Raw genomic sequence first — 22,668 nt, 5'->3', positions numbered from 1 at the left:
AATGATTAACATAAAAATCCCCGCCTGCCACCCGCCTGCCATAGGCCTTTGGCCTGTCCGCCCGCCTGCCAATTGGCGGGCAGGCCAGACAGGCGGGCGGGCAGGCACTAAAGCCTTACAGGTGGCGGGCAGGTGTGTAATCTTTTTTAATCTATGCCTGCCCCGATTTCTCGGTGGTGATCTGTGTTATTCCCAAAGTAATAATGGCGTAGTGATAGACAAAATAGTTGCCAAAATTGATAACCAGATAATACTAAAATCAGAGTTGGAGATCAGCTATCTGCAGTATGCTGCCAGCCTGTCTGATGAACAAGCAGGTAGTGAAGGTGTTTCCGAAAACCTAAAATGCGAGTTGTTTGAATCGTTAATAATCAATAAAATACTTCTTGCTAAAGCAGAAATAGATTCTGTAACCGTTGAGAATAAGGTTGTTGATGACCAGCTCAACAGGAGGATGGAATTTTTTATTGCTCAGATTGGCTCTGAAGAAAGACTTGAAGAATATTATGACAAATCAATTGAAGAATTAAAAAGCGAATTACGAAAGCAGGTAAAAGAGCAGCTTATCATCCAGAAAATGCAGGACAATATTACCCAAAAGATCAAGATCACGCCTGCAGAAGTCAAAAAGTTCTTCAACAAAATACCCAAGGATAGTCTCCCTTATTTCTCTACAGAAGTGGAAGTGGCACAGATCGTTAGATTTCCCCAGGTAAGCAGAGAACAGAAAATACAGGCCAAAATTAAGTTAAAAAAAATCAGGGAAAGGATACTAAACGGTGAAGATTTTGTTACATTGGCAAAAGAATACTCAGCAGACCCAGGGTCTGCAAAACTTGGCGGTGAATTGGGCTTCTGGAAAATAGGAGAATTAGCTCCAGAATATGAAGCCGCAGCCCTCAACCTCAAACCTTCAGAAATCTCTAAAGTAATAGAATCCCAATTCGGATTTCACCTCATTCAACTGATAGAAAGAAGGGGTAATGAATATAACTCCCGCCATATTCTTATCAAACCAAATTCATCCGTGCTTGATATTGATTATGCCGAAAATTATCTTGACAGCATACGAGCGATGATCCTGGCAGACAGTATGACGTTTGAAAAAGCAGCCAAAGAATTCTCCGAAGACCAGGCAACAAACAGCAACGGGGGATTTCTATTTGACGCCAATACCGGCAGTACCAAACTCCCGCTTGATCAGATTGACCCTGTAATATTCTTTACTATTGATACCATGAAAGCCGGAACAATTTCACCACCTGTCTCATATAAAACCCAGGACGGAAAAGAGGCCCTTCGTATTATTTGGTACAAATCAAGGATTCCCCCTCACCAGGCAAATTTAAAGCAGGATTACCAAAAAATATATACCGCTACCCTTGATAATAAGAAAAACCAGGCCTTGGCAGATTGGATTGAAAAAACCAAAGCAGAGGTCTTTATTGATATTGATGAGGAATATGGTTACTGTAATTTAATGAATTAAGTATAATTATGAACAAAACAAAATCTGACGTAAAAGCTGCTGATGCATTACACGAAGCTTATGGGAGCCTCAAAACCGAGATCTCAAAAGTGATCATCGGCCAGGATAACGTTATCAGGCTTGTACTTACTGCCATTTTATGCCAAGGCCATTGCTTGTTGGTGGGAGTGCCAGGACTTGCCAAAACATTGCTTATCCAGACTACTGCCGCTGCCTTAGATCTGGAATTTAGCAGAATACAGTTTACCCCCGATCTTATGCCTTCCGATATTCTTGGTTCGGAAACGTTGGATGCAAATAGAAATTTCAGGTTTATCAAGGGGCCGGTATTCGCCAACATCATCCTTGCTGATGAAATTAACCGCACGCCTCCCAAAACACAAGCCGCTTTACTCGAATCAATGCAGGAGTACCAGGTAACCATTCTGGGGAAAAAATATGAACTGCAAATGCCTTTCTTCGTACTTGCAACTCAAAACCCTATAGAACATGAAGGCACCTATCCCCTACCCGAGGCACAATTAGACAGGTTTATGTTTAACATCTGGATGGATTACCCAAGCTACGAATCGGAAATTGATATTGTACGGACCACTACTTCATCAGCTCCCAAAAAAGTAAATAAAATTCTTTCAGCAAAAGAAATTATCAAATTCCAGGAGTTGGTAAGAAAAGTGCCGGTTGCAGATAATGTATTGGAATATGCAGTAACATTAGTGCAAAAAACCAGGCCCGGTACATCCTTAGCTTCACAGGAAGCTAAAGATCACCTTGAATGGGGAGCCGGCCCCAGGGCTTCACAATATTTGATACTGGGAGCCAAATGCAATGCCTTGATCAATAGCAAATACTCGCCCGATATTGAAGACGTTCAGGCAATCGCCTTCGAAGTGCTAAGACACCGGATAATACGCAATTTTAAAGCAGAAGCAGAAGGCATTACGGTGGACGAGATCATTAAGAGGTTGCTGTAGTTGTAAAGAAAAAAAGAAACCACTAATTACACACTTGCGTCCCGCAATATGCGGGACGCAAGTGTGTAATTAGTGGTTAAATAATGATGATAAGAATTGTAAGTCTCATTGTTCATTTCCCGATCCTGCCTCCTAAATACGCTCCTAATATACCCCACAACGATCCATATAAAAATACGCCTGCAGCAATTTTTGAAAGATAGCTTACATCAATAGATTCATGAGAGAAGAGACGCCCAAATTGGGCGTCTCTTCCTAAATTAAAAGGCAGAGATAGTCCTGTTCCGGAGATTATATTAAAAATTAAAATAAATAATAAAGTTAAGTTCAAGCCAATTATTAATCCAATAACTATAGCTCCTTTTTTGTTAGCATGTATACGGGTACCGGCTACAAGTCCACCAATGAATGGACCTAAAGGCCCGGTAATAAAGTGTAAAATAGGAGGCAATAAGCAACAAATGCAAATACCAAATCCTATTAAGCCTGATAATATATACCTTTTCACTAACTTTAATAGAGTTAATATATTAACTCCCCATAATCTGAAAGAATTGTCAACTTCTTTTTATTGTTTCTTTCAACCCTACCAATAATCTGTGCCTCTACATCAAACGATTTTGAAATTTGTATAATGTCTTCAGCATATTTTTCTTCAAGATATATCTCAAACCTGTGTCCCATGTTGAAGACTTTATACATTTCTACTGCATCTGTATCGCTCTCTGCCTGAATTAGTTTGAATAATGGCGGGACAGGGAAAAGGTTATCTTTAATGATATGAAGGTCATTCACAAAGTTTAATACTTTTGTTTGCCCCCCGCCAGTGCAATGAATGATGCCATGTATAATGGGTGATGGAATATGGGTTATGGAGGGTGGATGAGGAATTTGTTTACTGAAATGTTTGAAAAGCTCTTTCATAATGGGAGCATAAGTGCGGGTAGGTGAAAGCACTAATTCGCCAACAGATACCTCACCCCCTAACCCCCTCTCCACTGACGTGGAGAGGGGGGACAAGTCAGTGAGTTTGTATTGTCCAATATAAACCAGGCCCTCAGACAAATCAGGGTCAAAGCTTTCGGGATATTTCACACATAAATATTTTGAAAACACATCGTGACGGGCTGAAGTGAGTCCATTGCTGCCAATGCCACCGTTATACCGGGTTTCATAGCTTGCTTTGCCGGAAGAGGACAAACCAACGATCACATCTCCGGGGACTATTTTATCGGTAGTAATAACATCAGTTCTTCGCATCCTGGCAGTCGCTGTACTGTCAACGACAATAGTACGCACAAGATCACCTATGTCTGCTGTTTCACCCCCGGTACTATGGATATTAATGCCTTCCTCCCTCAGCATTTCTAAAAATTCTTCGGTGCCATTTATGATGGCTGAAAGAACTTCTCCCGGTATTAGCCGCTTGTTTCTTCCGATCGTAGAGGAGATCAGAATATTGTCAACCGCACCCACGCACAACAGGTCATCTATGTTCATTACAATAGCATCCTGTGCTACGCCTTTCCAAACCGACAGGTCACCTGTTTCTTTCCAGTAAATATAAGCTAAGGAGGATTTGGTGCCGGCCCCATCTGCGTGCATGATATTGCAGTAATCAGGGTCACCACCTAAGATATCGGGGACTATTTTACAAAACGCATTGGGGAATATGCCTTTATTGATATGTTTGATTGCACCATGAACGTCTTCTTTGGATGCTGAAACGCCTCGTTGGGTATATTTATCTTTCAAGATGTTGAGCTATGTTTTATCTGCCTTATTTAGTTGGATAAAATAAGTTGATACAGATCATCCCTTATCTAACTATCATCCTGTTTTACACGCAGATACCACGCCAACCATATCCCGCATAGTCCCCACGCGATCAAATTATCTACAATAGATCCTTTGATATAATGCCAGGGATAGCCCATCCAGTTCCAGTTTACCAGATAGCCTTCAATGGAAATGATCACAGCCAACAGCATTACGATCCACCAACGCATATAAAACGATTTAAGCTTATCACCGGCTGCAAGCAAAATGATCACAGCAATCAACACAGAAATGAAATTAAACACATAGCCTGTAATAAATTGCCTTGCGTCCATTTGCATACCTTCTTTCACATAAAAGACCATCGCAAATGGTTTGCCTTGGTTTTCCTCCATTACCCTCTGGTTTTCTTTTTCGTACTCAGGATCCCACATTTTAACATCCCTGTTATCTGCAGCGGGTAACATATAGGCCCCTGACTCATCAATACTTTTTTTTATAACATTTAAAATGGTATCCTGAGCAGGAGTATACCAAAAAGATTGATGATGGATAGGCAGCGCCATCCACGAGATTGCACTCCAGAGGAACAATATAAAGGCACCAACGAAGGTAGCTATAATTAGTTTTATCATAACGTTTATGATTTATGGTTTATGTTTCATGATTAAGAAATTTCTCTTTAATTAAAAAATCTTTAGCTTTAAGAAAGCAGATATTGTTACATTGGTATCAAAAACTACTTTTAACATTTGACACCCCTTATTTCATGTATAATTCTTTCTAATTCTTTTTCCGAAAGTTTAGGTATTTTCCTCTCCTTAGCTATTTTTTTTGAATAAGAAAAAATATCAGTTTCTTCATAAGGCACCAAAATTACTTCATAAATTTTCCCTACCTTTTTAGATATTTCTTTCAGTATAGAAAGATGACCATCAGGTAAAACTTTACTAATAAATTTTTGAGCTTCCATAATGTTTATGTCATTTTAAACAAAAAAAATTTTGCCGCAAAATCTCTAAATCATTAAACCCCACTAAAATCGGTTATCGGTAATCGGTTATCGGTAATCGGTTATCTGATTACTGATTACCGATAACCGATTACTGATTACTGATTACTGATTACTGATTACCGATAACCGATTACTGATTACTGATTACTGATTACTGATTACTGATTACTGATTACTGATTACTGATTACCGATTACTGATTACTGATTTTCATGGGTTTTGCAAAGCCTCCTATTCCTCAATTTCCACCACCTTAAACTCAGTCCTCCTGTTTTTTTGATGATCTTTTTCTTTTACAGCGTTTTCGATTATGGGTTTTGTTTCTCCGTATCCTTTTGCTATAAGCCTGGATGGGTTTATGCCGAGCTCTATCAAGTAAGCAATGGCTGCGTCTGCTCTTTTTTGTGAAAGATCAATATTGTACTCATCTTCTCCCCTGCTATCAGTATGAGAGCTTAGCTCAATGTTTATATCAGGGTTATCAGTAAGCAAGTCCACCAATTCATCAAGGTCTTCTGCAGCTTCAGGCCTGATATCCGCTTTATTAAAATCATAATAGATATTCTCCAGCACGATCGTTCTGTCAATAACGATCTTATCAATAGGTATTTTTACATAAAAAGTAATATCTTCCAAAACGCTGGCTTTTGCCGGGTTTATAGATGGTGTTTTACCAATGGTTGAAAATGGTTGCCGTGTTGTAAAATAGTCTTCTTTTTCAGCAATTAACATGAAAGTTTTTTCAACATCTACCTTTATGGGGCCAAATTTACCTTTTTCATCCGTTATCACTTCTTTCATTACATTTTCAAGCCCGTCAAGAAGCGTAACTTTTACATCTTTGAGAGAAGGGCCGTGCTCAGATTCTTCTACAACAATACCTATCAGGTTGAAATCAATGTCCTTCAACGTAGGTTTTCTTTCCATAAAATCATAAATATCATCATCGCCCTTTCCACCAGGTCTGTTCGAAGAAAAATAGCCCGTAGTATCTGTATCGTAAACGATAGCAAAATCATCATAGCTTGAATTGAAAGGCAGGCCTAAATTGATCACACGTGTTTTTTTCCCATCTTTACTGACTTTGAAAATATCTAATCCTCCCAGGCTCGGGTGCCCGTCAGATGAAATATAGAGTGTCCCATTCTTATCAATATATGGAAACATCTCATTAGCAGCCGTATTGATCTTTGAACCCAGGTTCCTGACATTCTTCCAGTTTCCATTTCTGTCAAGCGTAGCCCTGTAAATGTCAGTACCTCCGAACCCTCCTTCCCTGTTTGAGGCGAAATACAGTTTTTTCCCGTTGGGTGAAAAGGACGGTGAAGAATCCCAGGCATTTTTCTTACAGATCTCAAGTAATTCAGGTTCTGTCCATGCTCCGTTGATAAACCTGGTAATATACATATCTACTTCTCTTCTTCCTTTTTTCTTACCGTCATTACTTCTGGCAAAGATCATTGTATTACCATCTCTTGAGAAAGTAGCTGAACCTTCGTGGGTATCAAAAAGATTGATCGTCTCATTGAAAGGCGTTGTAGTACCTGAACCTTTGTCTTTATAATTAAACTCAAATTGATAAAGATCGGTAAAGCCGGTACCGGTAGCAGCGTAGAACTTTTGTACTCCCCTGCTGGAAGTAAAGACAATATTGTCATCAAGGATATAAGGAGAATATTCGGGAGCATCCGTGTTAAGGGGAGCAAGGTTGGTGGCTTCAGAATAAGTTTTTTTGCTTACAATGCGGTTGATCTCCTTTAGATTTTTGATTTCTTTTTTTGCCCTGCTGATAAAATCAAAGTTAGTTCCAACTTCCAGGTATTCTTTAAACCTGGCAGAAGCTTCTTGATATTTTTCCTGTGATTTAAGCGCATATCCATAGTAAAAATAGGACGATTCATTTCTTATGTTGGCATCAATAGCATTTTTATAAAAAGGCTCAGCTTCATAGATCCGGTTGGATAGCCGGTAGCTTTCAGCGATCATGAAATTTGTTTTTGCAGCAGAATATCCTTTATTCAGCGCATTCTGAAATTTGGGAATGGCAAATTCATATTCACCATGGCTGAATTTTTTCATAGCAGTTTTATACGACTTTTTTGCAGTGTTGCAGGCAAAAGTTGTTAAAAGGAGAAGAGAGAAATTTATAATAATTAATCTTTGCATAAAATAAAAGGGGTGATCGTTTTGATATACATAACTTTAAAATAAAATCATATTATTAAACATTGTTGCTTATTACAAACGAAAATAAAAAATGATTGTTGTTTATCACCCATATAATTCCGGAAGAAAATCCCTAAAGGAAATTCCCAATTTTCTACAATAGATCATAATGTCTTGCAGCGTTGCTTTTTCCTTTTGCTTTTCCAGTTTTGTGATAACCTGTTTATCCAAACCTGTTATCGCTGCTTTTTAATCTAACAAAGTAGAATTAAATATAAAATGAATTTCAGGATTTTTCATTTTAACTTTTTGAGTGTCGACCTTATTATTAGTTAAATCAATTATTAAGCCATCCATAACTTTTCCCATATCAGGAACTTCTCTGATATCATTATTCATAAGGTTAAGAAATTTTAAATGTGGCAAAACACTTATAAAATGACTAAAATCTTTTATGCCCGCATTACCTATGCCAATATTTTTAATAGAAGAGCTTTCTAAGGAAAGGATATATAAACTAACTCCATGATTAATTATGTATAAATTTTTTATACTATTTGAATACTCAATCGAATCACTAATAACCAAAGTGTCTACTCCCGTTTCTATTGTTAATGTAGAAATTTTGTTTTTAAAATTTGGATTCTTTGAAAGATGACCATAAATATTAATTTCATCAAGATCATCAAATAATGAAATTATATTAATAATGGAATTAGGTAAATTATGTTGACGTTCATCTGAATCTAAAATAAGAACTAATCGAACACACTGATCCTTAATAAAATGAGCAGTACATGAAGATTTAGGAGTATTATTATTCAATTCATTATACAAATCATAATATGTTTGAGTATCACCCTGATGACTATTACAACTTTCCACAGTCACTATTAAAACTGAAATAAATACAACTAATAAAAATCTCTTACTTCTCATACTAATCGACTTTTTTCCTAACAGGTCTTTTTGGATTTCGTTCTGCTGTTTCTAATTTAGATGCTGGATTATTTCCAAATTTACTTAGCCATTTTCCCTTATCCTTGCTATGAATTTTCTCATAATAACGTAGATTTACTTTTTACTTTTTACTTTTTACTTTTTACTTTTTACTTTTTACTTTTTACTTTTTACTTTAGGATATCTGCCATCATTTTTGAATATAAACCTACTATTTTCATTGAATTTTTTTAACTCATCCAAAGACAAGTTTTGAATATACTCGTCTTGTTCTTCAATGGTTTTAAATTTTAATTTATTGGTATTCATCAGATTCACTATAAGCTGTTAATACAATAATATTATTATATAGGTATATTACGTTTTTTAAATACAATATTTTCAGCAATATGGTTCAAATGACGTGGCAACCACCTGAACCTGGGCTGTTTCAATGCTTCTGTTACATATTCCACATTGCAAAGATAAATTCATTTTTTGTAATTTCCAATTTAAAAGTGTTTCTTATAGAATTTCCCAAGCCAACTCTCCCCTGCGGTTATCTCCCAACAAGATTTTAGTTCACCCACATTATTGACCAAATTGTTGAATATGATAGTATTAGAAGGGAATAAGCTGTTTTTTATCTTATCTTTTATAGAAGACAAATCTTCCGTTTTGATCTCACCATTTTCCCGGTAAGCCACCAGCTCTCTGTTAAAAAGGACTAAATTAAATTCTTTTTCGATTCGCCTGGTAAAATCAACAGATTTGTCAATGGAGCATCCGCTGGCAGGCTGTTTTTTTTCATCCACTGCAATTACCATGAAACGGTTATAATAAACCTCACCTGCCGCCATTAGCTTTGCACCGTGACTTTCCCAATTATTAATAAAATCCATAAGTTTAGATTTAATATCTCTCGCTTCATCATTCGTAAAGGTAACACCGGATTGATATATCCATACTCTTGAATGAGGGGGCATGTTTTTAAAATATACTGACATAATTTAAAGAATAAATCAAGGTAATACTTCAGATATAGTTAGATTTTCAATGGCAGATCTTCGTCTCCATTTTATTACATTTACAAAAATAAGTGGCCTATCTTTTTCAATATTCTTTAATGTTATTTTCCTGTGCCAGGTATTAAAGCCTTTTTCACCTTCAATCTGAAATATGATTGCTGCGCCTTTAGGAATTTTATCGGCAAATTCCTCATTTTCTATTAAGAATTTCACAAATTCAGAATCAATTGCTGTTACGATATTACTGTATTCATTCATTTTCAAATCTGGCCCTATTTAGTGTCTGTCTATAATGTCTTTTTTTGACACGAATTACACTAATTTTTTCGTGTGAATTCGTGTAATTCGTGTCTTTTTATTTTTGGAATGCTGACTTTATAGACAGACACTATTTAATCTAAACCTTCCTCTTTCGCAATAAGTTCCACAATATCCAACACCTTCACCTCTTCCTCTTTATCCTTTTGCTTCACGCCATCACTCATCATAGTCATACAAAACGGACATGCCGTGGCAATTACTTTGGCCCCTGTTTGCAAGGCTTCCTCTGTTCTTTCAGCAAGCACTTCTTTATCACCCGGTTCGGAATCTTTAAACATTTGGGCTCCACCTGCACCGCAGCATAGTCCCTTGCTCCTGGAACGTTTCATCTCAACCAGGTCAGCATCAAGCGATTCAAGGACCTCTCTGGGCGCTTCGTAGATATTGTTACCTCTGCCAAGATAGCATGAGTCGTGGTAGGTGATCGTTTCGCCTTTAAATGACCCCTCTCCCTTCATTTTAATTTTCCCTTCGTCAATAAGCTGTTGCAGGAAAGTAGTATGGTGTATCACTTCGTAATTGCCACCAAATTCCGGGTATTCATTTTTTAAAGTATTGAAACAATGAGGACAGGCTGTTACGATCTTTTTGATCTTATAACGGTTTAAAATTTCTATATTACTATGAGCCTGCATTTGAAAAAGGAACTCGTTACCTGCCCTCCTTGCGGGATCACCCGTACAGCTTTCCTCAATCCCCAGAACAGCATATTTTATCCCCACTTTTTCAAGGATCTTCACTAAAGCCCGGGTTACTTTTTTATACCTGTCGTCAAAAGCTCCGGCACAACCCACCCAAAATAAAATTTCAGGTTCTTCGCCTTTGGCAGCCATCTCTGCCATGATGGGAACTTTGATTTGTTTTGGGTGGTTATCAGTCATAATATTTAGTTTAAATAATTATTATAAAAAAAACAAGTATTATTTTTGATTTTAAAAATTTATTTTTATTTCTTGCAAAAGAATAAGTTTATTATGGAAATTGTAACAATAACAGTGGCTATTATGGCAATAATAGCAATTGCATTAGTTGTTTTAGTTCGTATAGGAGATAAGAAAAGAAAGCAATCCAATTGACTAATCACCTATGCTAATATAGATTTCCTCCGCCCAATTCATCCTTTCACTTTGAGCAAACGCCCAGGGCGCTCCGTTATTTTCAATGTTTGAAAACATTGTATTAAGTTGTGACGGAGCAGCAGATTCTTCCATCACCAGGTAGCGTCTCATATCCAGGATAAGCGATGGCTGGTCAATATTAACCGGACATTCCTGCGCACAGGCATTGCAGGTAGTGCAAGCCCAAAGCTCTTCAGCCGTAATATAATCTCCCAATAGCGACTTATTATCTGAAAAATCCATGCCCTCTTTTACCAATCGGGGGCCTTTTTCATTCATTCTTTTTCTGAGGTCCACAAAGAGTTTTCGCGGAGACAACTTTTTGCCCGTAATATTGGCAGGACAAACAGCCGTGCATCGCCCACATTCTGTACAGGATAACGCATCTACATAGTTCTTCCAGCTAACATCTTCTACATCCTTAACACCAAATCTTCCAGGTTCAGCAACACTTTCGACCTCTTGCGGTGTGGGAACTGTCTCTCCTTTGGAGAGTTCTTCCTCCCCACCCTCGGGGGGGGAGGCAGTATCAGGATTAAGCATCAATTTTACTTCTTTGGTCACTGCCGGCATATCAGACATTTTTGTAAGAGAATCCAGACGGCTCAGGAATACGTTAGGTATAGACAAGATCACGTGAAAATGCTTGGAATAGGGCAAAATATTGAGAAAAAGCATCACTATTATAATGTGCATCCACCAGTTAGCCTGTTCAAAATTATGCATTGAAGACGCAGATAAATGTGAGATATACGGCACCAATAATTTGCTCACCGGAAATGCTCCATGATAGTTTTCAGGGTTACTACCAACATAACCCATGTTGAGGCCTAACAACGATAACATTAGTATCATTATCAGCGTCAGCGCAATGGTTGCATCAATTTTAGACTTAACTTTTAGCTCAATCCCGCTAAAGCGTTTGATCGTCAGGAAAAAGCGTCTGAACAAAAAGATCAAACAGCATAGTAAGACGAGCACAGCAAAAATATCACCTGATGCCGTGATCAGATCATACACAGGGCCCAGGAAAGAAAGTATCCTGATCTTATTGATACAGCCATCAAGCATTATCTCTGCGGTACCAATTGTTATCACCAGGAATCCCCAAAAAACCAAAGCATGCGCAAAACCTACCAGTGGCTTTCTGAATATCTTTGTTTGTCCAAAAGCAACCGACAAAGTGAGCATGATCCGTTTAGGGATCTGATCAAGAGGGTAAGCTTTTTGAGTTAGCTTGAGCAGTCTTATGATCCTGGAAATGGTATATCCAAAGCACCCCAATGCCACTAATGTAAATATGATAAATATGATCTGCCTGGTCATTCGTGTTATTTTTTTTTCGGTGTAAAATTCATAAAAATAAATTTAATCTGAAATTAAAAAGCATTATATTTGCAAATTAATAAACCTGCCCGCCATTCACAAAGCCAATACAAGGCAGGCGGGTCACCAAATCACCAAATATATATGGTGCGGTAGCTCAGTTGGTAGAGCACAGGACTGAAAATCCTGGTGTCGGCAGTTCGATTCTGCCCCGCACCACCTTTCATTTTTCACCCTCTGAATTTTTTCTTATTCATAAAGGGCATCTCTAAAAACTACACCATACATTCCCCTCTATCAAGAGGGGCAAGGGGTGTGTTTTAAAAAATATGTAGTTTTTAGAGATGCCCTAAAGTAATTTTTAGCCTTTTTTGTTGTTTATTACGATATTTTTTTAAAAAAATTGCAGTATCATAGCTTTTTATAATGGGAAAAAATAAATTAAAAGATGCCCCCACTAATGCCTATACAATATTTGTAAGAGATAAGGAGGGGAAGCTTGGATATATCTTTTTATCAAAAGAGTTGGGTCAGCAGTATGTTGACGAGAAAGGAGACAGGCATAAGACTGATTTTAAAAACCTGGAAAGTGAAAAAGACGTTGTTGAGTGGGTGATGAAGCAACAGGGGATCACTTTCCTGAGTAAATATAGTAAGAAATAAAAGAAAGATTGGAAATCTATCCGTTTTATTAATTTAGATTTTTAGGTTTGATTTATAAAAAGGGCATCTCTAAAAACTACACCATACATTCCCCTCTATCAAGAGGAGCAAGGGGTGTGTTTTAAAAAATATGTAGTTTTTAGAGATGCCCAAAAACTTATATGCGTTTAACTTTTACCTTCAAAGTTTTAATATTCTTTGTTTTTCTATTTTCCACAGCACATAAACTCTTTGCCTCCCACGCAATGGGTGTTGACATTTATTATGAATGTACCGGACCGAATACATACACTTTTACGTTGGATTTTTACAGAGACTGTGACGGAATTACTCCTTCTACGAGTCAAACACTCAATTTTAGTTCTCCTTCCGGATGTGGTACTGCTTTTTCGCAAACATTAACTTTGGTCAATGTAGGAGGTACAGAAGTTTCCCAGGTCTGTCCAGCTGATTTACCTAACACAAACTGTAATGTTGGTGGTACATTGCCTGGTACAGAAATATGGACCTATACTGGCACTGTAACTTTTCCCACCGCATGTGATGACTGGACCTATACCTGGTCAACATGCTGCCGTAACTCACAAATATCTAATTTGACATCGCCAGCTTCCCAGGATTTATTTATTGATGGATTGGTTAACACAACCGTTTGTAACAATTCCCCTCAATTTTTGTCTATACCTACACCCTATATCTGTGCCGGGCAGCCTTTTTGCTATTCATTAGGTACCTTTGATTCTGAGAATGACTCATTGGTTTTTTCGTTGGTTCAACCATTGGATGGCCCAGCTCCGGGTACTCCTATTCCTTATGTTGCCGGCTTTACTGTTAACGAACCTCTTTCTTCTCTCGTTCCATGGACTTTTGATCCAACAACAGGTGAGTTTTGCTTTACACCCGATTCAGCACAATTTGGAATTGTAAAGATCCTGGTTGAAGAATATCGTAATGGGATTCTAATTGGCACATCTGTGCGAGAACTTCAGGTAATAGCACAAAACTGTACAAATATTCAACCGGTATTTTCAACACCCCCTGTAACAAATCTAACAGGAGGTGTGCTTACAGCTCCCACAGTAGTAGAAGTTTGCCCCGGAGATGTTGTAATATTTGATGTAACTGCTACCGACCCAAATGGAGATAATATTACAATGAATTCCAATGTTGCCGGTGCTTTCCCGACAGCTACATTCACTACTTCTTGCGTATGTCCTAATGTAACCGGCACTTTTGACTGGGCTCCTGGTGTTGGTGATGTTGGTACACATTTCCTTGCTATCAATATCCAGGATGATGGCTGCCCGATATTGGGTACACAATTTTTGAATGTTACCATCATTGTATTAGAGGGAACCAGTGCCGGACCAGATCAGAACTATTGTCCGGCAGGCGGGCCGGTACAATTGAATGCAACAGGTGGAAGTACTTTTACATGGAGTCCTTCAACAGGTTTAAGCTGTACGACTTGTCCTGACCCCCTTGCTTCTCCTTCCGTTACTACTACTTATACAGTTACAAGTGATCTGCCTGCTACTTGTAATAATACAGATCAGGTTACGGTATTTGTTGTACCCGATTTTGCTATGGATGCCGGCCCGGATGATACTATTTGCCTCAATGGTTCTACACAGTTAAATGCAACCACTGATATTTGTTGCGGGCCATATACCTATTCCTGGACTCCCACCACTGGTCTTTCTGATCCAAACATTGCTAATCCCATAGCAGCACCTACAGCTACTACCACTTATACTGTTACAATAACATCGGCTGCAGGATGTACCCAATCTGATATCCTTACAGTAACAATTAGTGGAGTTGCCCCTTTAGTTAGTGCTACAAGTAATAGAAGTGTTGTATGTCCCGGGGATACCACCCAATTAGATGCTACTATACCCTCTGGTGGTTGCAGTGATTATTCGGTTAGCTCTATAGCCTTTTCACCTATTGGAGGAGGTGGATGGACCAGTGTTACCTTAACAGATGACCAGGTGAGTGGTGCTCTTTCGATTGGATTCACCTTTGAATATTTTTGTAATACCTACACTCAGTTTTGGATATCTTCAAACGGTTGGGTGACTTTTACATCTACAACCAATTCAGACCTATCTGAAGACCCAATCCCTACTACTACAGTGGTAAATAACATGATTGCTTTGGCATGGGATGATCTCTATCCACCAGGGGGGGGGGCAATTCAATATAAAACAATAGGTGCGGCACCAAATCGTCAATTGGTAGTTAGGTTTACCAATATTAATCATTGTTGCAGTGGGACGACTCCTACTGCTTCTGTTCAACTTATATTATATGAAGGAACAAATACTATTGAAATACATTATACAGATGTTCAAAATGATGGAGGCACAATGACATCCGGCATTGAAAATGTCGATGGGACACTTGGTTTTCCTGCACCAGGAAAAAATCAAACTGTTTGGACGGCTGTTAATGAAGCTGTAAGATTTGAACTTCCTCCTCCCGGTGGCCCTTTTACATACAGTTGGACACCTGCTGCAGGGCTTTCAGATCCGACAATTGCCAACCCTATTGCAACTGTTAATGCAACAACAACCTATACAGCTTTAGTCACAGATGTCAATAATACGGATTGCTCAGGTTCTGCATTTGTTACTGTTCAAATAGACACTACTAACCAGGTTATCGCTACACCTGATACTTCTATTTGTACTTCGGCAGGAACTCAAACTATACAGATGAATGCCAGTGTAACTGGTCCGGCACCTGTTGGATGTAATACCTGTGGTGCCAATGGCACTAGCTGTTCTAATCCATCCAGCGATAAAACTATTGGAACAGGGACAACTACAAATTCCACTAGTACATACCCTGCTCCTTATGGAAACTTTTATAAAAATGCCAAGCATCAATTCCTATATCTGGCTTCAGAACTGACTGCTGAAGGAGTGAATTGCGGTACGATAACTGCTTTAGGATTCAATATATCAGCATTGAATACGAGTGTGACTGATTATAGGAATTTTCAAATAAAAATGGGTTGCACGAGCATCACCTCTTTAACAACATGGCAATCAGGACTTTCAACTGTTTTTACTTCAAAAGATATCGGTATTGGTACCGGCTGGAACATTCATGCATTTGATTTTAGTTTTGACTGGGATGGCACTTCAAATATAATTGTGGAATTATGCTTTGATAATCGACCGGATGCCTTTACACAAAATGCTTCAACCTTTTATACTGCCACAGGCTTTACTTCTGCTATATACTACAGAAGTGATGCAAGTGATGCTTGTCCCGCTACAACGGTCACCACCAGTTCTAATCGTCCAAACACACGCTTTACCACGTGTGATAATCCTCCCGGAGCATTTACCTATTCCTGGACACCTACAACAGGTCTGAGTAATCCTAATATAGCTGATCCAACTGCAACAGTATCTGCAACGACATCTTACATAGTCACAGTTACAGGCGGAGTGTGTACTATTACCGATACGGCAACAATTACCTACATTAATTGTGGTTGTACCCCTCCTTCACCTTCTGCTGTAATAACAAACGTGAGCTGTTTTGGAGGAGCGAATGGCGCTATTGACCTGACCGTTACCGGTGGAACTACTCCCTATACTTATGACTGGTCTAACGGAGCTACAACGCAAGACATCACCGGTTTGATCGCAGGAATATATACTGTGACTGTGACAGAATCACTTGGGTGTGATACTATTATTTCTTATACAGTTACAGATCCACCGGCATTAGCGCTCAGTATTTTAGGAACAGGTGAAAGTTGTGCAGGAGCTTGCAATGGAGCTGCAGACCTTACAGTTACAGGTGGTACATTTCCTTATACTTATTTTTGGTCAAACGGAGAGACCAGTGAAGACCTGACAGGTTTATGTGCAGGAACATATTCAGTGACAGTTACCGATGCCAATGGATGTGCTGCTACTGCAAGCATAACGATTTCAATCATACCAGGCATAACTGCAAGCTTCACATATAATGGAGACCAGTGTTTAACAGGAAACAGCTTTGATTTTACAAACACAGGCGATCTTCCAAATAGCTGCGGAATGAATTGTCCAACCTATTCCTGGGATTTCGAAACAGATGGCAGTGTAGATGTAAGTGGTACCAATACCAGCGCGGCAAACCCCACAGGCATCATATACGCTGCATGTGGAGTTTATACGGTCACGCTTGTTGTAGATGACGGGATTTGTCCGGATACTGCTACAACAATAATAACTGTATTTTGTGAACCCTCCGCTGTAATACTGGGTACCGATGAAAGTTGTGTAGGTGCGTGTGACGGTGCAGCAGATCTGACAGTGTCAGGGGGCACGCCACCTTATTTATATTCCTGGTCAAACGGAGCTACTACTCAAGATTTAACCGGTTTATGTCCGGCTACTTACAGTGTGACAGTTACTGATTCAAACGGGTGTACGGCTACCGCTGCTGTTACTATTGCAGCAGGGGTTAATCCAGTTGCTGGCTTTACTTATAATGGAAATCAATGCTTAACCGGAAACAGTTATCTATTTACAAATACAGGTACAAGTGGCGTCACATATTCATGGGATTTTGGAGATTTTGTCGGTACATCTATCCTGGAAAATCCTGCCTATACTTATACTTCTTCCGGTGTTTTCACGGTTACTCAAGTTGTCTCTATTGGTGTATGTTCAGATACAGCTACGCTCAATATTACTGTCTTTTCAGAACCTGTAACCAGCATAGTTGGTACTAACGAAAGTTGTCCTGGTGCCTGTGACGGGGTAGCAGATTTGACGGTTACCGGGGGTACAGCTCCTTATACTTATTTATGGTCAAATGGAGAAACAACCCAAGACTTAACAGCTCTATGTGCCGGTACCTATAACGTAACAGTAACTGACGTGAACAGTTGTATTGCTGCTGATACTGTGATCATTGGCTCAAATGTGCCAATATTAGCCGGCTTTAATGTTAACGATTCGGGTCAATGCCTGACTGGCAACAGCTTTGACTTTACCAATACTGGTATAGCTCCAAACAGTTGCGGAATGAACTGTCCAACCTATTCCTGGGATTTTGAAACAGATGGTACAATTGATGTAAGCGGAACCGATGCAGGTGCAGCAAATCCTTCTAATACTTATTCTGCTGTCGGAATATATACCGTAACTCAAATCGTAGATGATGGTCTTTGTGTTGATACTTTTACAACGGCTGTTGAAGTTTTTCCCGAACCAACAGCATCTATTGCAGGCACTGATGTACAGTGCAACGGGGCTTGTGATGGTATAGCAGACCTGACACCTTCAAGCGGCACCACTCCATATACCTATTTTTGGTCTCCTGGCGGAGAAACAACGCAAGATATATCAAGCTTATGCCCCGACATCTATGATGTCACCGTCACCGATGCCAACACCTGCACCGCAACTGCCAGTGTTACCATCACCGAGCCTCCAGCCCTTGTAGTTACTGCTTCCGGCACAGACATAACCTGTAACGGCTTATGTGATGGCAGTGCCACCTCAACCGTAACAGGCGGCACAGGGCCTTATACTTATTCCTGGAACAGCACCCCCGTTCAAACAACCCCTTCTGCTGCCGGTCTTTGTGCAGGCACATATATCTTAACAGTTACCGATGCCAATGGATGCATTGAAACTGCTTCTGTCATTATTAGTGAACCTCTTTTATTAACCGTCTCTGTAACAGGTACTGATCTGCTTTGTAATGGTGTATGTGACGGGGATGCAACAGCAACACCTGCGGATGGTACACCTCCTTATACTTATGACTGGGATGATCCTGGATTTCAAACTACACCTACCGCAACAGGTTTGTGTGCGGGTGCTGTTACAGTTACTATAACAGATAATAATAGTTGTACCGCTACTGGCTCAATTACTCTTACTCAACCACCAGTATTATCAGCAAGTATTTTAGGTACAGATGAAGTATGTGCAGGAGCATGTGACGGTGCGGGAGATTTGACAGTAACCGGAGGGACAGGGGCAGGTACATATTCCTACTCCTGGTCAAATGGGCCCATAACAGAAGATGTAACAGGTCTATGTGCCGTCAGCTACACTGTAACGGTAACAGACGGTAATAGCTGCACGACAACCGCAAGCGTAACGATTGCATCAGGCACAGCTCCTACAGCAGGTTTCACGGTAAATGATGCCAACCAATGCCTTACAGGTAACAGCTTTAATTTTACTAATACAGGATCAACCGGATCAGTTATGGGAACTCCATTGTTTAATTATGCCTGGACTTTTACAAGTGGTAGCCCGGCAACATCCACTACAGAAGACCCAACCGGTGTTACCTGGGCAGCTACAGGTACTTTTACCGTACAACAAATTGTAACCGAAGTAGCCACTGGCTGCACAGATACTTTTATTTTAACTATTACCATTTTTCCGGAACCCACTGCTTCCATAGTTGGCACAAATGTAAGCTGCAACGGTTTCTGTGACGGGTCAGCAAACCTGACCGCAAGTGGCGGAATACCACCCTACACCTTTTTATGGTCAAACCTTGAAATCACAGAAGATATAACAAGCTTATGCGCAGGCACTTATGATGTAACTGTCACCGATGCCAATGGATGTACTGTCACAGCCACAGCTATCATCACCGAACCACCTGCACTTATAGCCGGCATAGTTGGAATAGATGCAAGCTGTTTTGGCATCTGTGATGGTGCAGTAGACCTGACCGTAGCTGGCGGCACATCCCCTTATACCCATTCCTGGTCAAATGGAGATATAACAGAAGACATAACCGGTTTATGTGCAGGAACTTATACCGATACGATCACCGATGTCAATGGATGTACCACCACTGCCAGCATCACTATTACAGAACCACCTGTTTTGGTTGTTGGTGCTGCTGGAACAGATGTAACCTGTAACGGGCTTTGCGATGGCAGCGCTGCTTCAACAGTTTCAGGAGGAACCTCACCCTATGCTTATTCCTGGTCACCAAGTGGCGGCACAGGCCCCACTGCGATTAACCTATGTGCAGGTACTTATACGGTAACCGTGACCGATGTCAATGGATGCATAGATTCAGCTACTGTAATTATTAGTGAACCTCTTGTATTGACCACTACAACCACCCAAAATAATGTAACTTGTTTTGGCGCCTGTGATGGAGATGCAACGGCAACACTTTCAGGAGGAACTTCACCCTACACCTACGCGTGGGATGATCCGGGATTGCAAACTACTCAAACTGCCATTGGCTTGTGTGCAGGCACATACAATGTAGTAGTGTCAGATTTCAATAGTTGCACCGATACAGCCACCTTAACCATCACTGAACCCGCAGTACTTTCAGCCAGCATCCTTGCAACCAATGTAAGCTGTAATGGCGCCTGTGATGGAGCTGCTAATCTAACAGTAACAGGAGGAACAGCACCTTATACTCATTCCTGGTCAAACGGTGCTACCACTGAAGACATATCAGCTTTATGTGCAAGCACATATAGTGATACTGTCACCGATGCCAATGGGTGTATTATAATAGCAAGCATCACTATTACAGAACCAGCAATACTCATAGCAAGCATTGTTGGGACAAACGTAAGTTGTTTTGGTGCCTGTGATGGTGCTGCCGACCTGACAGTAACAGGCGGTACAGCCCCCTATACCCATTTATGGTCGAATGGGGCTACAACAGAAGATCTGACAGGAATATGCGCAGGCACTTATACTGATACCATTACCGATGTCAATGGGTGCATTGCAACTGCTGCTATTACCATTTCAGAACCTGCTGTACTCTCTACCAGTATAGTTGGCACAAATGTAAGTTGTAATGGTCTGTGTGATGGGGCGGCCAATTTATCCGTAACAGGAGGAACAGCACCATATACATTTTTATGGTCAACTCTTGCAACAACAGAAGATATAGCTGGTTTATGTGCAGCAACTTATAGTGTAGATGTTACAGATAATAATGGATGTATCGTATCTAATTCTGTTATCATTAGTGAACCTCCTTTGCTTACTTCCAGCGTAATTGGAACTAATGTAAGCTGTTTTGGCGTATGCGATGGAACGGTAGACCTGACTGTAACCGGAGGCACCGGGTCTTATACCCATTTGTGGTCCAATGGAGCAACCACAGAAGACTTAACTGCTCTGTGTGCAGGTACTTATACGGATACGATCACCGATGACAATGGATGCATTACCACAGCTACCATTACCATTACAGAACCACCAGTTTTGGTTGTTGGCGCTGCAGGAGTGGATGTAACCTGTAACGGTGCTTGCGATGGCAGCGCTGCTTCAACTGTTTCAGGAGGAACCTCCCCCTATACTTATTCCTGGTCACCAAGTGGTGGCACAGGACCCACTGCGATTAACCTATGTGCAGGTACTTATACGGTAACCGTGACCGATGTCAATGGATGCATAGATTCAGCTACTGTAATTATCAGTGAACCCCCTGCATTGACCACTGCAACAACACAAAATAATGGTTCCTGTTTTGGCCTTTGTGATGGAGATGCAACGGCAACACCTTCAGGAGGGATTTCGCCTTATACCTATTCATGGAATGATCCCGGTTTGCAAACTACTCAAACAGCCTCTGGCCTGTGTGCAGGCACATACGATGTGGTTGTTACTGATGCCAACGGTTGTACCGACACCGTTACAGTGACCATTACTGCACCCCCTGTGTTAAGTGCAACAATAGCCGGTATCGATGAGCTCTGTCCTGGAACCTGTGACGGATCAGCCGACCTGACCGTAACCGGAGGCACAGGACCTTATACCCATCTATGGTCTAATGGAGCAACCACAGAAGACTTAATAACGCTATGTGCCGGCACTTATAGCGACACCATTACAGATGCAAATGGATGTACCACCATTGCCTCTGTTACCATTGGTTCAGGAGCCGGACCTACAGCAAGCTTTACAGTTAATGATATTGACCAGTGCTTAACAGGAAATAGCTTTGACTTCACCAATACAGGCTCAACCACTCCCATGGGCGCTCCGAACTTTACTTACGATTGGACCTTCCCAAGCGGCACACCAGCCACATCCACTACAGAAGACCCAACCGGAATTACCTGGGCATCTACAGGTGCATTTACCGTCCAGCAGATCGTAACCGAAATAGCCACCGGCTGTACAGACACTTTTACTTTAACAATAACCATATTCCCGGAACCCACAGCTTCCATAGTTGGCACAAATGTAAGCTGCTTTGGAATCTGTGACGGTGCAGCCGACCTGACCGTAACAGGAGGTACATCTCCTTATACCAATTTATGGTCCAATCTTGCAACCACCGAAGACCTCGCTGGATTATGTGCAGGCACCTATAGTGTAACCGTAACCGATGTCAATCTTTGTACCGCAACAGCTTCTGTTACCATTACTGAACCTCCTTTACTTAGTGCCAGCGTAATTGGCACTAATGTAAGCTGTTTTGGCGTATGCGATGGAACGACAGACCTGACTGTAACCGGAGGCACCGGACCAACTACCCATTTGTGGTCCAATGGAGCAACCACAGAAGACTTAACTGCTCTGTGTGCAGGTACTTATACGGATACGATCACCGATGACAATGGATGCATTACCACAGCTACCATTACCATTACAGAACCACCAGTTTTGGTTGTTGGCGCTGCAGGAGTGGATGTAACCTGTAACGGTGCTTGCGATGGCAGCGCTGCTTCAACTGTTTCAGGAGGAACCTCCCCCTATACTTATTCCTGGTCACCAAGTGGTGGCACAGGACCCACTGCGATTAACCTATGTGCAGGTACTTATACGGTAACCGTGACCGATGTCAATGGATGCATAGATTCAGCTACTGTAATTAT

14 protein-coding genes and 1 tRNA gene are annotated in these 22,668 nt (G+C 40.5%); 5 read left to right on the top strand and 10 right to left on the bottom strand.

Annotated features, from left to right (window positions below):
- The first annotated feature begins 1 nt into the window (after nt 1).
- Both FVQ77_12420 and FVQ77_12415 read left to right on the top strand, forming a co-directional pair.
- Entirely contained in the window at nt 2-1,489 is a 1,488-nt protein-coding gene (locus tag FVQ77_12420) for a peptidylprolyl isomerase (protein ID MBW8051118.1), read from the top strand.
- An 8-nt stretch (nt 1,490-1,497) separates the two neighbouring features.
- Complete coding sequence (locus FVQ77_12415; GenBank protein MBW8051117.1) at nt 1,498-2,463, top strand: MoxR family ATPase; 966 nt, start codon at nt 1,498-1,500, stop codon at nt 2,461-2,463.
- A gap of 112 nt (nt 2,464-2,575) precedes the next feature.
- Here the strand turns inward: FVQ77_12415 and FVQ77_12410 are convergent, their stop codons facing one another.
- The 10 genes from FVQ77_12410 to FVQ77_12365 form a co-directional block, all read right to left on the bottom strand.
- On the bottom strand, nt 2,576-2,971 hold the full coding sequence (locus tag FVQ77_12410) for a hypothetical protein (GenBank protein ID MBW8051116.1): 396 nt from the start codon (nt 2,969-2,971) through the stop codon (nt 2,576-2,578).
- Nucleotides 2,972-2,985: 14 nt separating this feature from the next.
- Nucleotides 2,986-4,221, bottom strand: a complete 1,236-nt coding sequence (locus FVQ77_12405) for a phosphoribosylformylglycinamidine cyclo-ligase (protein ID MBW8051115.1) — start codon at nt 4,219-4,221, stop codon at nt 2,986-2,988.
- A 65-nt stretch (nt 4,222-4,286) separates the two neighbouring features.
- Nucleotides 4,287-4,877: a hypothetical protein gene (locus tag FVQ77_12400; GenBank protein ID MBW8051114.1), complete on the bottom strand. Its 591-nt coding sequence runs from the start codon at nt 4,875-4,877 to the stop codon at nt 4,287-4,289.
- Nucleotides 4,878-4,987: 110 nt separating this feature from the next.
- Nucleotides 4,988-5,215, bottom strand: coding sequence for a hypothetical protein (locus tag FVQ77_12395; protein MBW8051113.1), 228 nt, complete (start codon nt 5,213-5,215; stop codon nt 4,988-4,990).
- 273 nt (nt 5,216-5,488) lie between these two features.
- Nucleotides 5,489-7,423: an OmpA family protein gene (locus FVQ77_12390; GenBank protein ID MBW8051112.1), complete on the bottom strand. Its 1,935-nt coding sequence runs from the start codon at nt 7,421-7,423 to the stop codon at nt 5,489-5,491.
- 249 nt (nt 7,424-7,672) lie between these two features.
- Nucleotides 7,673-8,362 (bottom strand): hypothetical protein, encoded by a 690-nt coding sequence (locus FVQ77_12385; GenBank protein MBW8051111.1) that lies wholly within the window; start codon nt 8,360-8,362, stop codon nt 7,673-7,675.
- A 512-nt stretch (nt 8,363-8,874) separates the two neighbouring features.
- Entirely contained in the window at nt 8,875-9,369 is a 495-nt protein-coding gene (locus FVQ77_12380) for an ABC transporter ATPase (protein ID MBW8051110.1), read from the bottom strand.
- Between the two features lie 15 nt (nt 9,370-9,384).
- Nucleotides 9,385-9,648: a hypothetical protein gene (locus tag FVQ77_12375; protein MBW8051109.1), complete on the bottom strand. Its 264-nt coding sequence runs from the start codon at nt 9,646-9,648 to the stop codon at nt 9,385-9,387.
- Nucleotides 9,649-9,782: 134 nt separating this feature from the next.
- Nucleotides 9,783-10,592 carry a (Fe-S)-binding protein gene (locus tag FVQ77_12370; GenBank protein MBW8051108.1) on the bottom strand — a complete coding sequence of 270 codons (810 nt, stop codon included), beginning with the start codon at nt 10,590-10,592 and terminating at the stop codon, nt 9,783-9,785.
- 195 nt (nt 10,593-10,787) lie between these two features.
- Nucleotides 10,788-12,155, bottom strand: a complete 1,368-nt coding sequence (locus FVQ77_12365) for a (Fe-S)-binding protein (GenBank protein ID MBW8051107.1) — start codon at nt 12,153-12,155, stop codon at nt 10,788-10,790.
- A gap of 146 nt (nt 12,156-12,301) precedes the next feature.
- Between FVQ77_12365 and FVQ77_12360 the strand changes: the two genes are divergently transcribed.
- The 3 genes from FVQ77_12360 to FVQ77_12350 all read left to right on the top strand — a co-directional run.
- Nucleotides 12,302-12,374, top strand: a tRNA-Phe gene (locus FVQ77_12360).
- Between the two features lie 207 nt (nt 12,375-12,581).
- A complete protein-coding gene (locus FVQ77_12355; GenBank protein ID MBW8051106.1) occupies nt 12,582-12,818 on the top strand; it encodes a hypothetical protein in 237 nt (78 codons plus the stop codon).
- A gap of 161 nt (nt 12,819-12,979) precedes the next feature.
- Nucleotides 12,980-22,668, top strand: a 9,689-nt coding sequence (locus FVQ77_12350; protein ID MBW8051105.1) for a hypothetical protein, incomplete at its 3' end; no start/stop codon positions are given.

It is taken from the genome of Cytophagales bacterium, assembly GCA_019456305.1.
GTDB lineage: Bacteria > Bacteroidota > Bacteroidia > Cytophagales > VRUD01 > VRUD01.
Note: the sequence above shows the minus strand (reverse complement) of the source record. Positions and strands in the feature narration are given on the sequence as shown.